The following is a 15,422-nucleotide window of genomic DNA, read 5'->3' as shown; positions in this document are numbered from 1 at the left end:
TTCTTTACTACAAAAGTGAAGATAATAATTTGTCGGGAAGTAGCTCAGCTTGGTAGAGTACTTGGCTTGGGACCAAGGGGTCGCAGGTTCGAATCCTGTCTTCCCGACCATGATTTGCCCACGTTTTACAGGTTTGCCGGGGTGGCGGAATGGGCAGACGCAACAGACTTAAAATCTGTCGGGAGTTTCTCCCGTACCGGTTCAAGTCCGGTCCTCGGCACCAGCATTTATTTTGATGCGGGTGTAGTTCAATGGTAGAACTCCAGCCTTCCAAGCTGGTCGCGTGGGTTCGATTCCCATCACCCGCTCCATACATAAAGCAGAGAGCCAATAGGTTCTCTGTTTTTTTGCTTTTAGGAAAGCAGAACTATTTTTACTTGAGACAAAAGTATGAAGGCTTATCCAATAGCTGAATAGATAAGCCTTTGTTCAATATAGGTATAAATATTTGTCGAAAGCTGTCTGACGTTTTCTATGGTAGCAACATATGTTTTCGTGTACAGTAAAACTAAGGTCGCTTACCGATGAAATAATTGGTAACGGATCTCTTGCCTTGCCTCCTGCGTTGTCAGGGGGCTTTTTTGCGTGATACAAAAAGGAGCGACCTAGCGTGCTTCCATTCGCGGCCCAACTTCCTGGGCATTTGCAATCGGCAGAGAAACGATAAAGCGTGTGCGTTTTTCATTGGAATCACAATGGATCGTGCCTTGATGCTTTTCGATAATATTTTTACAGATGGACAAGCCAATACCCGTCCCATTTTGTTTAGTCGTAAAGAATGGTTGGAAGAGATTTTCCACGATCTCGGGTGAAATCCTTTCGCCGTTGTTTTCCACACTCAAATAGAGCCAACCATCTGAAGAGGTGGAGATGACATGAATATACTTGTCTGTACGATTTTGCACGGCGTCAATGGCATTGTTTAAGAGATTGACGACAACTTGTTTCAAGCCTTCTTCATAACATGCGAGTAAGCAGGGGTGGATTTGTTTTTCAAAACGTATGTTTTCTCCCACGAGGCGAGGGGTAATCAGCATCTCTACTTCTTCAAGCAGTTCTTCTACTTGAACGGTTTTAAAAATTTCATCGAGAATTGGTTTTTTGGAAAAGCTGAGGAATCCGGTCAGTTGCCGATGTAAATTCTCAAACTCATGCATGACGACTTGGATATACGTCTGAAGCTGGGCCTGTTCCTGTGTAGACTCGCCGATTAGCTTCAAGAACCCTTCAATGGCGCATAACGGATTGCGCAGCTCATGAGCCATATTAGCGGCAATTTTTCCGAGCATGGTCAGTTTGTCGTTATGCAAATAGGAGATCGTTTCTTCCTTCTGGACCAGTTCTTTATTTATCATTTGTTCAAAGTGATAAACAGCCCAGAAGACACTTTCATCCATGGCCTTGCCCAGTTGGCTTTCCAAATAGTGCATTTCTTGTGAGGAGAGGGACCATTTCTGTAATTCCGGTTGGAGAACCCGCCAGAATACATTCCGGTACAATTGATATGTGCGCAAAATGGAGGAGAAGGGGAATTCCTGAGAACGAAGCCACTCTCCCATATCTAATGCCCAAGTCTGCATGTCATGATCTACATCCTCAACCAGATAGCGAGCCAAGAGCACTGTTCGTTTTTCTGCAAAATCGCGAGGAATGGTCACGGGAATTTCCATGCTGCGAACAATTTCTTGCAGCCATATTGTGGTGATGCTTGGTGTTAAGTCTAAAATCTTCCTTGAAACATCATAAAGGTTTAGCGTCACGGTCTCCACCATCTCTTATCCACCCCACTAAAATCGTAAGGGAAAATGCCTAATTTAGACAAGGTATAATTAGCCTGATTTCGCAATGAAATGCATTTTTTTCGGAAGTTTTTATCTACAAAATCCGCTGAAAACCGCCTTTTTTCGGAAAAATATTCAATCATGAGTCCGATTCCAGTCGCATAAAGTAGAATGGACGAACTTTATTGGACCAGGGAGGCAGGGATGGGCGAGTATTTTTGGCTGGGTCTTGTACATATCTTCATGATCGATCTGGTATTAAGCAGTGACAATGCTGTGGTCATAGGTATGGCCTGCCGCGGACTCCCTCAACAGGAGAGAAGAAGGGCCATTTTATATGGAACATTGGGTGCAATCCTCCTGCGAATTGTTTTAACGGGAATGACTACCTGGATGCTGGATATTCCTCTCGTGAAGGCGATCGGGGGAATCTTATTGCTGTGGATCGCGTGTAAGCTGATGCTGGGTGAGAATGAAGAGCTCACAGACGTATCGCATAATCAGACAATTGGTCAGGCAGTCAGGACCATCATAGTAGCAGATTTTGTCATGAGTTTGGACAATGTTTTGGCAGTTGGTGGAGCAGCGCATGGCGATTTATGGTTAGTTTTGCTGGGGTTAGCGATGAGTATTCCGTTATTAATGTGGGGAAGTGTTTGGATCGCTCGCATGATGAATCGTTTTCCCAGTATGGTCATCATTGGCGGCGGAATTCTTACCTTTACAGCAGTGGATATGTGTCTGGAGGATCCGTATGTCTGGAAGTGGGTGAATCCTTTACTTCTCAACCATATGTGGTTGCCCGTATTTGCTGCCGTAGTGGTCATGTTTTGGGGGCGGATGAAAAGGACGTGAAAAGGTGAAGAGGATTGTGCATTCTTGGGCATACTACAACAAAGATCATGACCGTTTTGCGGAATGTAAGTGGTCACATCCAGCTGAATGAAAACATAGCGGGAAAGGAACTTTTTCCAAATGAATACAAGCCTCTTGATGCTATGGGGATACTGGGATGAAATCTATCAGCGCTGCACCAGACTTACTTATATTGAGAAAGGGAACAATATATTTCGGGTTGTTGTTTTACGCTATCGGGGAGAGCCACTCGTTACTACCGATAATTGCATCATTCATGACGGGGATTTGATTTTAAAGCTACATATACACAATTATTACTTTGCTACCCTGTGCAAAGGAGTGAAGGATGAGCTGCGCGTGGCTCTTCTGTTGCGAAGACATATCCTCCAATCATTGCCGAAGCTAGCCACATTCCTGGATTCGATGGAAAATAAAGATCAAATAAAAGGGATAGTGGGAACGACCATGCTGCATAAAGGGATAACACCTTTGGGCTTCTCGATTTCTGACGTGCCTATGACCTGGTTTTTTCGGTACAAGCGATGGTACTTGCGTCTCATGCTCAGAATCGTGCATCCCAATGGAAAGCGGCGATTGCAATCATGGAATTATGAAATGCCCTTAAAGCGTGTTTATATGTCCAAGGAATTTTTGCTCAATCGATATGCTGACGGCAAGCAGCCTCTAGGAGAGTCTTACTAATGGCAAAGCGGTTTCTGTTAGTGACAGAGGAATGGGCAGGGAGTGGTCACCGGATGGCTGCCGAGGCTCTGCAAGAAGTTTTACTGGAAAAGGAGGGGACACGATCAGCGCGAGTGGTGGGAGGACTGAAAACCGCCAGTCCAGGCTTACGTGTGCTCTCTCATTTTTTTTATCGCGGTATGTTGCGCTACGGTCAACCTGTGTGGCAACGCATCTATGAACAGGAAGAAATGCTGGGCAGTGCATTGACCAAAGCATTGGGATGGTGGCTATCCGCTAGATTAACCAATCAACTGTTGCAAGAAGAGAAGCCAGATGTCGTTATCGCTACGCATGCGTACTGCTTGTCCGCATTGGCAGAAGCGAAGAGGAGGGTGTCCAAGCCTTTCCAGCTCGTTTGTGTACCCACGGATTTCCATATTAATCGATTTTGGGTTCATCCAGAAATTGATGCGTATATGGTGGCACATGAGCAAATTGCGCAAATTCTAATCGATCGCTATGGGATTGCCCCTGAAAAAATCCATGTTTATGGCATTCCAGTTCGGCCTGCTTTTACTAAAGCGCTCCTTACCGATAAAGCGGCTTGGAAAAAACAGCTTGGACTTGTGCCAGATCAATTCACGGTACTGATTGGTGGGGGAGAAGGCGGTTATGGTGGAGTGGGGCAGGTTGTACGAGAGTTGATGTTGGAAGAGCAACCATTGCAGATCGTGGTCGTCACAGGGAAGAATGCAAGCCTGTACAGAAGACTGGCGAATCTGCTTAGGACGGAGAGCAATGGCCATCGCTTTCTATTGAAAGGGTTTGAGCCGCAAATGTGGCAGTGGATTGGAGCGGCTGACGCCTATATAACGAAGCCAGGTGGCATTACGTGCGCGGAGTCACTTGCTCTTAAGACACCGCTGATTTTGTTCCACCCATTGCCCGGACAAGAAAAGCATAATTGTTCCTTTTTACTTAAGCAACAAGCAGCGATCTTGGCGGAAACACCGGAAGAAATCAAAGAAACCATCAGGTCATGGCGTCAGCCTGAAAAAAGAGATGCTTTTGCAGGAAATTTGGACAAGCTGGGGAGACCAGACGCGGTTTACCAAATTGCACACACCCTTCTTCAATTAACAGACTAAAATTGGAAGAAAAAAAGGGCGCATGAACAAGCAAAACTTCACACATATTAAACTTACCAACGACGAGGAGGTGATATAGATGGCTAACAACAACAGATCCAGTAACAATCTGGTGGTTCCTCAAGCAAACCAAGCTCTGGACCAACTGAAATACGAAATCGCATCCGAATTCGGTGTTCAGCTTGGACCAGACACTACTTCCCGTCAAAACGGTTCAGTTGGAGGAGAGATTACAAAACGTCTTGTCTCCTTTGCTGAGCAACAATTGGCTGGACGTGGCTAATCTCATAAGCTGGATGAAGAGAGGCGCCTATGGTGTCTCTCTTTTTATTTTTTAAAAATTATTTTTCCAAGAAGAGGGGAATTATTGACAGATGAAAATAGAGCAGACCACCGCATAAATAATGGATGGAGGCGGATTCTATATGTGTTAGGAGGTGAGTGGATATGACAGTAGGAGCACAAGTGAAACAAACGCTTGCCAGCTTGAAAGGCGCACAAGCAGATTTTGAAACGTTTGCTCTTAGCACGCAAAACAAGAAAGCGAAGCAACTGTATTCGCAAGCAGCAGAGCAAACGCAATCCATCGTAGATAACCTCCAGCAGCGTGTAACGGAGCTGGAAAAGGAAGAACCACAGTTTAAGGGATTCTAGGAAGTATTGGGAAAGGGAGAGGGGCTTCCTCTCTCTTGGTTTTACTCTCTATAAAAATCACCTCAGGTGATGGAGGTGGCATATGCCTGATTGGTTAATCATCCTTTTGCGCTCAATAGGCGCTGTTGCTTACTTATTTCTATTGACAAAGATCATTGGGAAAAGGCAAATCAAGCAACTTACATATATCGAATATATCGTCGGTATCAGCATCGGTTCGATTGCGGCCTTTATGGCAACCGAAATGGATGGGCCGGTCTACCATAGTTTAATTGGCATGGGGGTATTTGCGCTTTTTCCTTATTTAATGGAGTGGCTTTCCCTCAAGAGCAAGTTTCTCCGCGATCTATTTGAAGGGAAATCAACGGTTCTCATCAAGGAAGGCAAGATTTTGGAAGACAATCTGAAAAAGGAACGTTTGACCGCGGAAGACTTGATGGAACAATTACGAATCAAAAACGTGTTCCGAGTAGCCGATGTGGAGTTTGCATTGATGGAAACAAGTGGGGAAGTCAGTGTCCTCTTAAAATCAGAGAGTCAGCCGGTAACGCCCAAACACCTTGAATTGACAGTGGCTCCTTCGGAAGAGAATCAAGTGGTCATTATGGATGGGATGATCATGGACGAGCCTCTAGCAACAGCAGGTCTAAATCGCAGATGGGTTCGCACGGAGCTGCAAAAAGCGGGGGTGGCTTTGGAAAATGTTTTCCTCGGCCAAGTAGACAAAGGGGGAGACCTCTATCTCGACCTCTATGACGATAAACTGATGGTTCCTGGGGCCCAAGCGATGAAGCTGGCTTTTGCTACATTGAAAAAATGTCAGGCAGATTTGGAGCTGTATGCACTCAATACAAAAAATGAACAGATGAAGCGTACCTACCAAACCGATTCGGAACAGCTCCAACAGATTATCGATCAAGTAAAACCGTTCATGATACGGTAAAAAGGAGTGAGTGAGACATGGCAGACCAAAAAAAGAAAAAGCTGACCCCCGTCCAGCAAGAATATCAGCAATTGGCAAAGACGCACGAGCCTCCGCGACCGCTATTGCGCAATTTTACCCGGGCATTCTTAGTGGGTGGCGGCATTTGTATGATCGGGCAAGGGATTCAAGAAATGTTCATTCACTACTTCGATTTTACGGAGAAAACCGCTGGGAATCCTACAGTAGCTGTCTTGATCCTTCTTTCTGCTCTGTTGACCGGTCTAGGACTATATGACCGGATTGCCCAATGGGCTGGGGCAGGTACGAGTGTGCCAGTTACAGGTTTTGCCAACTCGATAGCATCTGCGGCCATTGAGCATCGCAGCGAAGGATTTGTGCTGGGGGTCGGCGGTAATATGTTCAAGCTCGCGGGGTCAGTGATTGTGTTTGGAGTGGCGGCGGCATTTGTCATTGGCTTGATCAAAACATTGTTTACGATGGGAGGCTGACGGATGCGCCAAGGTCATCAGTCTTGGGTCTTTCCTTTAAAACCTGTCATTCTCGGGCACGCTGCGATTGGTGGGCCTTTTGAGGCTAAGGGACCGTTAGCCGAAGACTTTGATATCCTGCACGGTGACTTGATGATTGGACAAGACAGCTGGGAAAAAGCGGAGAAAGTCCTGCTGGAAGAAGCGTGCTCGAAAGCGGTGGAGAAAGCGGGTCTCACAAAAGAGCAAATAAACTTTATGCTTGCCGGGGATTTAATGAACCAGATCATATCTGCGAGCTTTTCGGCCCGGACGCTTTCGATACCGTTCCTGGGGATTTTCGGTGCGTGCTCAACAGCGATGGAAGGCTTGGCCCTGGCTGCTCTCATGGTAAATAGTCAAGCTGCTGATTACGTCTTGGCTGCTACCTCCAGTCACAATGGAGCTGCGGAAAAGCAATATCGTTATCCAACAGAGTACGGCTCTCAGAAGCCCCCTACGGCACAATGGACAGTGACGGGAGCAGGGGCTGCTGTTGTAGCCAGTCAAGGTAAGGGGCTGCGGATTGCGGGAGCTACCATCGGGCATGTAGTTGATATGGGATTGACAGACCCATTCAATATGGGAGCAGCGATGGCACCAGCCGCATTATCCACGATTGAGTCGCATTTCCGTGACTTTCAGCTCCCTCATGACCATTATGATTTGATCGTAACAGGCGATTTAGGACGAACGGGCCATGCCATATTATCTGAGCTGCTGCCCAAGCATCACATGCATATCCCACTAGAGCGTTATGTCGATTGCGGGAAACTCATTTATGGAGAAAATCCGAATGTGTGGTCGGGGGGGAGCGGATGTGGCTGTATCGCTACAGTGACCTACGGGCATCTTCTACGGCGGATGAAGCAAGGAGAATGGAAGCGGATCTTGCTGGTTGCCACGGGAGCCCTCTTATCTCCGTTGACCTTCCAGCAGGGAGAAAGCATTCCTTGCATCGCGCATGCCGTGGCTGTTGAGTCGGAGCAACTTGGAGAGTGATACCATGATGTTTTTGTGGGCGTTTCTCGTAGGAGGAACGATTTGCTTAATCGGTCAATTTCTTATGGATGTCGTCAAGCTCACACCTGCCCATACGATGTCCTCTCTCGTTGTCACAGGGGCTGTGCTAGACGGACTCGGTCTATACGAGCCACTGGTTAATTTTGCTGGAGCAGGAGCAACAGTACCAATCACGAGCTTTGGAAATGCACTCGTGCACGGGGCGATGGCGGAAGCGGAGAAGCATGGAGTCATTGGCATCATTACCGGCATTTTTGAAGTGACGAGTGCGGGTATTTCGGCTGCCATCGTCTTCGGATTTATCATGGCAGTCATGTTCCGACCTAAAGGATAAAGGTAGGTACATGTTTCCACTTGTGCCAAAATAATTGAATTGAACCTACTTTCGCCAACTTGTAGAATGGGTTGGGTAAAGGAGGGTACAATTTATGTGGTGGAGCAAGAAAGTAGTAACAACCTTGCTTGCTGCCTTTATGGCTGTAGCGTTTATTTTCCCGGCCGACTCCCTGGCAGCCACACAGATTCAGCGTGGTAGTGTGAACGGGGATGTATGGGATTTGCAGTATCGCTTGCAGATGCTGGGTTACTACGATGACAAATTGGATGGCATTTACGGAGCGAATACAACAAAGGCTGTCAGACAGTTTCAAAAAGCATACGGATTACAGATTGACGGTATCACTGGTCCAAATACATGGCGCGTTCTCAAGAAAGTGTCGGTAAATAAAGCGGAAATGCAGATGCTGGCGCAGCTGGTTTATTCGGAAGCACGCGGAGAACCTTATGAGGGTCAAGTAGCCGTAGCTGCGGTCGCGCTGAACCGTGTTCAGTCCAAAAACTTCCCCGATACGCTTGCGGGTGTCATCTTTGAGCCATTAGCGTTTACCGCTGTAGATGATGGACAATTCTGGATGACTCCTAACAAGACCGCTTATCAGGCAGCTTGGGATGCCGTGCGAGGATGGGACCCAACCAACCATTCTCTTTACTACTTTAACCCTGTTACAGCGACCTCCGATTGGATTTGGTCCCGTACACAAGTGAAGAAGATCGGCAAACACATTTTTGCCGTGTAACCATTGTTCATGCAGCCCTTGAAACAGTCTTTGTCATGATGCTGTTCGAGGGCTTTCCTTTTCATTGGAAACTATTGTTCATTGTTTTTGCAAAATAGTTCGATAAAATGATACGAAAGGATTCGCATATTTCCCCATGGAGGTTGATGATGAAGAAACGGATGATCCTTGCCTCGCTGGTAGCCTTTATGCTCATAGGTACACCAGTTGTCGAGGCAGAAACAACTCACTTGAACGAAACACCTTATGTAGACATTAGCGGCCATTGGGCAGAACAACAAATCAATCAACTATACATAGCCAACGTAATTGGTCAAAACGAATATTTTCGACCTGATGACAATGTGACATTGGGTGAACTACTTACGATGTTTGTGAATGCCAAAGGAATTGAACCTCTTGGTAATAAACAATCATCCTTTGCGGACGTACCGGCAAACAGCTGGCTGTCGTCCTATGCCGAGACAGCCTATCGACTGGGAATGGTCCATGGGCAAAAGCAGGGAAATCACCTGTACTTACATCCGGATGCCCCTGTAAAAAGAGCAGAGCTTGCCTCTATTCTGGTAAGAACGATGGGGGACAGCGGAGTAGTCAATAACTTGAAGTGGTCTACGACGATCCAGACATTGAATCAATACGCGGATGGGAGCAATGTAAACGAGAAAGAGCAACGCCCACTCGTTTACGCCATGCAAAACGGGTTAATGAGTGCCTATGTGGACGGTACATTAAAGCCGAACGAGTATATGACGAGAGCCGAAGCAGCCACATACGCGGCCCTTCACTTGCTTCCGAATAAGCCGAGAACATCAAAAGCCCTCGCAAACGGTACACCTTTCCGCCAAGAATTAACGGTACAGACGACTGCTTACAGCTATACGAACGACAAGATTCTGTCGTATCTGGAGTATCCACTGCGCGAAGGTGTTGTAGCTGTTGATCCAAATGTCATCCCGCTTGGTAAACACTTGTACATCGATGGCTACGGCTATGCAGTGGCAGCTGATATCGGTGGTGCGGTAAAGCAACGCCATGTGGATCTGTATCTTCCGACATTGAACGAAGCTGAAAATCATGGCTTGCAAAAAGGCGTCAAAGTATACGTGCTTGATTAATAAAAATGCTGAACATATTTCCTGCTCTTTCCACTCATACTAACGTGGAAGGGGTGGGATTTTTTCATGGTATGGGTGTTGTTAGGATTGCTTGGTTTATTTGTCCTACTAGTGATCACGCCAATACAATTGACGTGTTTTTACAGTCGCGAGGGCGAAGATGATCAATTGGAAATTACGATAGCAGCTTGGGGTATCATTCGCAGGAAATACGAAATACCCATTCTCCTTTTGAAAATGACAGAAGCTGGGCCTGAGCTTGTCGCAAAGGTGGAAACAATCCAGCATGGAAGCAAGCTTCGGGAAAAGGTCAAAGATTTTACGCGCAGGCAAGTGAAAAAATGGTACCGGAATTATCGGGATGTGCTGGAAAGAGTACGTGACCTGCTGCCTTTGCTAAAAGACCTGTTCAAACAAGTTCGTTGCACGAAATTAGAATGGCATACGTTATTAGGCACAGGTCAGGCGGCTGAAACAGGGGCGCTGACAGGACTGATCTGGGGAGTGAAAAGCCTGATTGTAGGAATCCTCTCCCACTCCATCTCCTTACAGACGATGCCAGCCATGAGTGTTCAGCCTGTCTGGAACCAAGCACTTCTACATACGAAAGTTCAAGCGGTGTTGCATTTTTATTTGGGGCAGTTCGTTTTCTACGCGTTGAAAGTTTTTCTGCGGATTCGAAAAAGTAAGCAGCGAAAATGGCAAGCTGCACCGACGCGTGCCTAAAAATAAATGTGGTACCAAACATATTTATTCCTTTGTACAGGGTACATGCTCCGGATTTGTTGGGGGAATGATAAAACATGAAACAGATAGGAAGGAGGAGCGACAAATATGGCAGACCACCCGATTCAAGGCCTCATGAGAACAGCGATGGAAAATCTCAAGCAAATGGTGGACGTGAATACAATCATTGGTGATCCTGTTGAGACACCTGATGGTAGTGTCATTCTTCCGATCTCCAAGGTAGGATTTGGTTTCGCGGCCGGGGGTAGTGAGTTCCAATACGATCACCATCATAATGGGCACCAACACACTCAACAGCATGAACATACTAGTAACCCATTTGGTGGGGGGAGTGGTGGCGGTGTTTCCATCACACCTGTAGCTTTCTTGGTCGTTGGCAAACAAGGAATTCGCTCGATTCCGCTTGAAAATACGACCCATCTCTACGACCGGATTTTGGATTCTGTTCCGCAAATCGTGGATAAAGTTCAGGGGATGTTTACCAAATCGGATGATACACCTGTTTATTCCAATACGACGATTATTGCCGGAGCAGAAGAACAAGATTTGGAAGACCTTATGGATCGAAAGTAAAACAAACACAAAACAGGTATGCTCCATAGAAGGGGCATACCTGTTTTTCAATAAGAGGCGTAAGGCATTACCAGCGTTCGTTTACATACAAACCTGTTTTCGCAGCATGTTGATAATGAAGGCTAGAGCTGGATGAGGCGATATAAGGATGGAGGGCCATCGCTTCTTCGTAGTAACGTGAAAAGGAGCCAAGGGGCTTACTTTGCAATCCCAATGTACCTGCTCTGAATGCTTGGGCTACACGCTCCATTGTATTTGTATAGTCCACATAGCTGCTCTGTACGGCCTCCAACCATTTCTCATCGTCCATTTCCAATTGTCCATCTGGTAACAGCTTGATTCCAAACGTTTGGAGTTTTTCCTCTTCGTCTTTTGTCACTTGAGCGAATGCATCCAGCTTTTGTGTCGTTAACGTATCTGCTTTTTCGGCAAGCAACAGCTGCAGACGATTGTATTTACTTAGTAGCGAGTGTGTGCGCTCCTGTAATCGTTCAATGTCAGTTCCAGCCTCGTCATCTTTTCCCGCAGCAATAAATTCGCGAGCACTCTTCTCCAAATCTGAGGAAAACCGGTACAGACGCGATAAGGAATCAGACAGCTCCGTTGTCCATTGCTGCTGACGAGTGTAATACGGCTGCAAATTAAAACTGAGAATCGGATTCACTGGCGTGCTTAATTTTGCATGAAGCATATGGGAATGATAGCGGCCTACCCGCTGCGTAAATGGAACATGGCTGACTCGATTCGTTTTCATGTCGGTCACCTCCTCACAAGCAAATGGAATGAATCCCCAGGGACAATTTACTATCTCCTATTATAGACGATGCCTACTCCATTTCAATGAGCAGATCGCCAGTTTGAATGGCTTCGCCTGCTTTCACATAGACGGCTTTAATTTTTCCGTCGAGTGGGGCCTGAATCGTCGTCTCCATTTTCATCGCTTCACTCACCAAGAGATGCTCGCCTTTACGCACCTTGTCACCTTCTGCTACAAGCACCTTGAGCACTTTTCCCGGCATAGAGGCACCGAGGTGGGCAGGGTTTTGCGCTTCTGCTTTTCGGCGGATCAGTTCAGAGACTTTTGCGGATTGGTCACGAATGAAAATTTCACGTGGCTGTCCATTCAATTCAAAATAGATGATGCGACGGCCATCTGGATGAAGCTCGCCGACTGCGACCAGCTTGATAATCAGTGTTTTACCGCGCTCGATCGTAATGGCAGTTTCCTCACCTGGGCGCAATCCGTAGAAAAACGTTCCTGTATTCAAAACGGACAGGTCTCCGTATTCCTTCAGGCGTTGTTCAAATTGCAAATAAACTTGCGGATACATGATATAGGACAGGATGTCTAAATGACTGGGCTCACGTCCGATTTTGGCTTCCAGCTCAGCAGCAACTTGCGTAAAGTCAATGGGTGCGAGCAATTCGCCAGGACGCGCAGTAAAGGCATCGCGGCCTTTTAGCACGAGCTCCTGTAACTCCTTCGGGAATCCGCCTGGCGGTTGGCCAAGATACCCTTGGAAAAATTGAATGACGGAATCCGGAAAGTCGAGGCGTGTTCCTTTCTCCCAAATGTTTTCTTCATTCAGGTTGTTTTGGACCATGAACAGCGCCATATCCCCGACGACCTTGGAAGAAGGGGTCACTTTTACAATGTCACCACACATTTGATTGACCACAGCATACATCTGCTTCACTTCGTCCCAACGACCTTCCAGACCAACGGCTTTGGCTTGCTGCTCCAGATTGGTGTATTGTCCGCCTGGCATTTCGTGAACGTATACCTCCGTGTTACTCGCCTTCATGCCGCTTTCAAAGCCTTGGTAGTATGGGCGTACATCTTCCCAGTAATCAGACAGCTTGTTGAACGATTCAAGAGATAAGCCCGTCTCACGCTCCGTGTGGGCAAGGGTTGCGATCAACCCGTTCAAGCTTGGCTGGGAAGTGAGTCCAGACATGGAGCTGACGCAAGCATCGACGATATCCACGCCTGCTTCGATCGCTTTTAGTAGCATGGCTCCAGCGTTCCCAGACGTATCGTGAGTGTGCAGATGGATCGGAATGCTGATTTCTTGTTTTAAGGCAGAGACGAGCGAATAAGCAGCATACGGCTTCAAAAGACCTGCCATATCCTTGATCGCGAGAATATGGGCACCTGCTTTTTCCAATTCTTTTGCCAGATTGACATAGTAGGCCAAGCTGTACTTGGTCTTGGTCGGGTCGAGAATATCTCCGGTGTAGCAAATCGCTGCTTCGGCTACCTTGCCAGATTCACGGACGGCTTCAATGGCTGTTTGCATCCCAGGAAGCCAGTTCAGGCTGTCAAAAATCCGGAAGACATCAATGCCATTTTCGGCAGATGCTTTGACGAAGGCGTGAATCACATTATCCGGGTAGTTGGTGTAGCCTACGCCATTTGCTCCGCGCAAGAGCATTTGGAACAGGACATTCGGTATGCGCTGGCGGAGAATTTGTAGCCGCTCCCAGGGAGATTCCTGCAAAAAGCGCATGGTCGTGTCAAAAGTAGCACCGCCCCACATCTCCAGCGAGAAAAGGCCAGAACCGAGCTTGCCTGTCGCCTCTGCAATGGAGGCGAGATCGTAGGTGCGAACACGCGTAGCAAACAAAGACTGGTGGGCATCGCGGAATGTCGTGTCTGTGACGAGCACCTGTTTCTGCGCCTGAATCCAGCGGACCAGACCGTCGGCACCTTCTTTGTCCAGAATTTGCTTCGTGCCGTCCGGATATGGCTGGGTAAATGGTGTCCGCGGGATGCGAGGTGAGTCGAAGTGCGGCTTTTTCTCCGATTTCTGGAGACCAGGATATCCGTTGACAATCGTATCTCCGATATAAGATAGTAATTTGGTACCCCGGTCTTGACGGCCAGGGAAGATGAATAGCTCAGGCTTGGTGTCAATAAACGACGTATCGTAGTTGCCACTCAAAAAATCAGGATGTGTCACGACATTTTCCAAAAACGGCAGGTTCGTTTTCACGCCACGAATCCGGAACTCACGCAACGTTCGCAGCATTTTGCGAGCCGCTTGATCGAAGCTCGTGCCATACGTGGAGATTTTGACCAGTAGCGAATCATAGAACGGTGTAATGATCGCGCCTGGATAACCATTGCCTCCATCCAGCCTTACGCCGAAGCCTCCACCGGAACGCCAGGCGGACAAGCGACCGGCATCTGGCAGGAAGTTGTTTTCAGCGTCTTCTGTCGTGACGCGGCATTGAATGGCAAAACCACTCATGTGGATATCACTCTGGGATCGGATACCAATCTCCTCATCGGAGAGGGGATGGCCCTCGGCTACGCGGATCTGCGACTGAACAATATCGATTCCAGTGATGAGCTCCGTGATGGTATGCTCTACCTGAATGCGTGGGTTGACTTCTATAAAATAAAAACGCTTGTCCGGCGTTAACAAAAACTCGACAGTACCTGCGTTCGAATAACCGGCTTTTTTCATGAGAGTGAGAGCAGCCTGGCAAATATCTTCACGCAGCTTGTCATCCAACGATAGGCTAGGTGCTACTTCGACCACTTTTTGATGGCGCCGTTGAACAGAGCAATCGCGCTCGTACAGATGGACGATGTTTCCGTGATTGTCACCGAGAATTTGGACTTCGATGTGTTTGGGCTGTTCCAAGTATCGCTCCAAATACACCTTTGCATTGCCGAAGGAAGAGCGGGCCTCGGAGCGGGCACGATCTAACGAATCTTGTAATTCCTCCTGGCTGCGGACGATACGCATGCCACGGCCCCCGCCGCCAGATACGCCTTTAATAATGATGGGGTAGCCGTATTCTTTGGCAAAGAGAAGCGCCTCTTGGAGTGTTTCAATTGGCTCCGGAGTGCCTGGAATGACTGGGATTCCCGCTTCAATCGCAAGACGCCGGGCTTCTACCTTGTCTCCGAATTTGTCGATCAGCTCAGGGGATGGTCCAATGAAAATAATGCCTTCCTCTTGGCAACGCTTTGCAAAATCAGCATTTTCAGCAAGAAATCCGTAGCCGGGGTGAATGGCATCAATATCGTTGCGCTTGGCAATTTCGATGATACTTTCGATATCGAGGTAAGCCTCAATAGGCCCTTTTCCCGCTCCGACCAAGTAAGACTCGTCAGCCTTGAAGCGATGGATAGAAACGTTGTCCTGCTCGGAGTAGACGGCTACCGTACGTATGCCGAGCTCCGTTGCTGCACGAAAGATCCGAATGGCGATCTCACCGCGGTTTGCTACCAGTAGGCGATTGATTTTTCTCTTTTTCATTATTCTCTCCCCCTAACGTCTCGCAAAAAAAGAC

General features: G+C 47.5%; 16 protein-coding genes and 3 tRNA genes. 16 read left to right on the top strand and 3 right to left on the bottom strand.

The features are described 5' to 3' along the window. Nucleotides 1–33 precede the first annotated feature (33 nt). From HPY31_RS23945 to HPY31_RS23935, 3 genes are all read left to right on the top strand, one after another. Nucleotides 34–110: transfer RNA gene (locus HPY31_RS23945), tRNA-Pro, on the top strand. Nucleotides 111–135: 25 nt separating this feature from the next. Beyond that, nucleotides 136–223: transfer RNA gene (locus HPY31_RS23940), tRNA-Leu, on the top strand. Nucleotides 224–237: 14 nt separating this feature from the next. Continuing rightward, a tRNA-Gly gene (locus tag HPY31_RS23935) sits at nucleotides 238–311 on the top strand. Between the two features lie 294 nt (nucleotides 312–605). On the opposite strand, the gene HPY31_RS23930 is transcribed toward HPY31_RS23935, so the two are convergent. Beyond that, nucleotides 606–1,772: a sensor histidine kinase gene (locus HPY31_RS23930; RefSeq protein WP_015892358.1), complete on the bottom strand. Its 1,167-nt coding sequence runs from the start codon at nucleotides 1,770–1,772 to the stop codon at nucleotides 606–608. A 213-nt stretch (nucleotides 1,773–1,985) separates the two neighbouring features. Between HPY31_RS23930 and HPY31_RS23925 the strand changes: the two genes are divergently transcribed. The 13 genes from HPY31_RS23925 to ytfJ all read left to right on the top strand — a co-directional run bounded on the left by HPY31_RS23925 (nucleotide 1,986) and on the right by ytfJ (nucleotide 11,114). Then, a complete protein-coding gene (locus HPY31_RS23925) occupies nucleotides 1,986–2,636 on the top strand; it encodes a TerC family protein (RefSeq protein ID WP_015892357.1) in 651 nt (216 codons plus the stop codon). Between the two features lie 120 nt (nucleotides 2,637–2,756). Then, a complete protein-coding gene (locus HPY31_RS23920; RefSeq protein ID WP_015892356.1) occupies nucleotides 2,757–3,341 on the top strand; it encodes a YkoP family protein in 585 nt (194 codons plus the stop codon). Further along, the gene (locus HPY31_RS23915; RefSeq protein ID WP_172142739.1) at nucleotides 3,341–4,471 is read left to right on the top strand and encodes an MGDG synthase family glycosyltransferase; all 1,131 of its coding nucleotides are present in this window, start codon (nucleotides 3,341–3,343) and stop codon (nucleotides 4,469–4,471) included. The genes HPY31_RS23920 and HPY31_RS23915 overlap by 1 nt, the downstream gene beginning before the upstream one ends. A gap of 79 nt (nucleotides 4,472–4,550) precedes the next feature. Continuing rightward, nucleotides 4,551–4,754, top strand: a complete 204-nt coding sequence (locus HPY31_RS23910) for an alpha/beta-type small acid-soluble spore protein (protein ID WP_007717155.1) — start codon at nucleotides 4,551–4,553, stop codon at nucleotides 4,752–4,754. A gap of 164 nt (nucleotides 4,755–4,918) precedes the next feature. After that, complete coding sequence (locus HPY31_RS23905; RefSeq protein WP_007717150.1) at nucleotides 4,919–5,125, top strand: DUF1657 domain-containing protein; 207 nt, start codon at nucleotides 4,919–4,921, stop codon at nucleotides 5,123–5,125. A gap of 82 nt (nucleotides 5,126–5,207) precedes the next feature. Further along, the gene (locus tag HPY31_RS23900) at nucleotides 5,208–6,068 is read left to right on the top strand and encodes a DUF421 domain-containing protein (protein WP_172142738.1); all 861 of its coding nucleotides are present in this window, start codon (nucleotides 5,208–5,210) and stop codon (nucleotides 6,066–6,068) included. A gap of 17 nt (nucleotides 6,069–6,085) precedes the next feature. Further along, nucleotides 6,086–6,559, top strand: a complete 474-nt coding sequence (gene spoVAC / locus HPY31_RS23895; RefSeq protein ID WP_064203357.1) for a stage V sporulation protein AC — start codon at nucleotides 6,086–6,088, stop codon at nucleotides 6,557–6,559. 3 nt (nucleotides 6,560–6,562) lie between these two features. Beyond that, nucleotides 6,563–7,579: a stage V sporulation protein AD gene (gene spoVAD / locus HPY31_RS23890; protein ID WP_015892352.1), complete on the top strand. Its 1,017-nt coding sequence runs from the start codon at nucleotides 6,563–6,565 to the stop codon at nucleotides 7,577–7,579. Nucleotides 7,580–7,583: 4 nt separating this feature from the next. After that, nucleotides 7,584–7,934, top strand: a complete 351-nt coding sequence (spoVAE, locus tag HPY31_RS23885) for a stage V sporulation protein AE (protein ID WP_142497708.1) — start codon at nucleotides 7,584–7,586, stop codon at nucleotides 7,932–7,934. Nucleotides 7,935–8,028: 94 nt separating this feature from the next. Further along, nucleotides 8,029–8,676, top strand: coding sequence for a spore cortex-lytic enzyme (gene sleB, locus HPY31_RS23880; RefSeq protein WP_172142737.1), 648 nt, complete (start codon nucleotides 8,029–8,031; stop codon nucleotides 8,674–8,676). Nucleotides 8,677–8,822: 146 nt separating this feature from the next. Beyond that, entirely contained in the window at nucleotides 8,823–9,794 is a 972-nt protein-coding gene (locus tag HPY31_RS23875) for an S-layer homology domain-containing protein (RefSeq protein ID WP_253901923.1), read from the top strand. A gap of 66 nt (nucleotides 9,795–9,860) precedes the next feature. Further along, nucleotides 9,861–10,520 carry a DUF2953 domain-containing protein gene (locus HPY31_RS23870; protein WP_016742388.1) on the top strand — a complete coding sequence of 220 codons (660 nt, stop codon included), beginning with the start codon at nucleotides 9,861–9,863 and terminating at the stop codon, nucleotides 10,518–10,520. A 108-nt stretch (nucleotides 10,521–10,628) separates the two neighbouring features. Further along, complete coding sequence (gene ytfJ / locus HPY31_RS23865; protein ID WP_172142736.1) at nucleotides 10,629–11,114, top strand: GerW family sporulation protein; 486 nt, start codon at nucleotides 10,629–10,631, stop codon at nucleotides 11,112–11,114. A 67-nt stretch (nucleotides 11,115–11,181) separates the two neighbouring features. On the opposite strand, the gene HPY31_RS23860 is transcribed toward ytfJ, so the two are convergent. Both HPY31_RS23860 and HPY31_RS23855 read right to left on the bottom strand, forming a co-directional pair. Then, entirely contained in the window at nucleotides 11,182–11,868 is a 687-nt protein-coding gene (locus HPY31_RS23860; protein ID WP_172142735.1) for a hypothetical protein, read from the bottom strand. A 73-nt stretch (nucleotides 11,869–11,941) separates the two neighbouring features. After that, the gene (locus tag HPY31_RS23855) at nucleotides 11,942–15,388 is read right to left on the bottom strand and encodes a pyruvate carboxylase (RefSeq protein WP_172142734.1); all 3,447 of its coding nucleotides are present in this window, start codon (nucleotides 15,386–15,388) and stop codon (nucleotides 11,942–11,944) included. Between the last annotated feature and the right edge of the window lie 34 nt (nucleotides 15,389–15,422).

The organism is Brevibacillus sp. HB1.3 (assembly GCF_013186635.1).
GTDB lineage: Bacteria > Bacillota > Bacilli > Brevibacillales > Brevibacillaceae > Brevibacillus > Brevibacillus brevis_D.
This window is presented reverse-complemented; position numbering and strand designations above follow the sequence as displayed.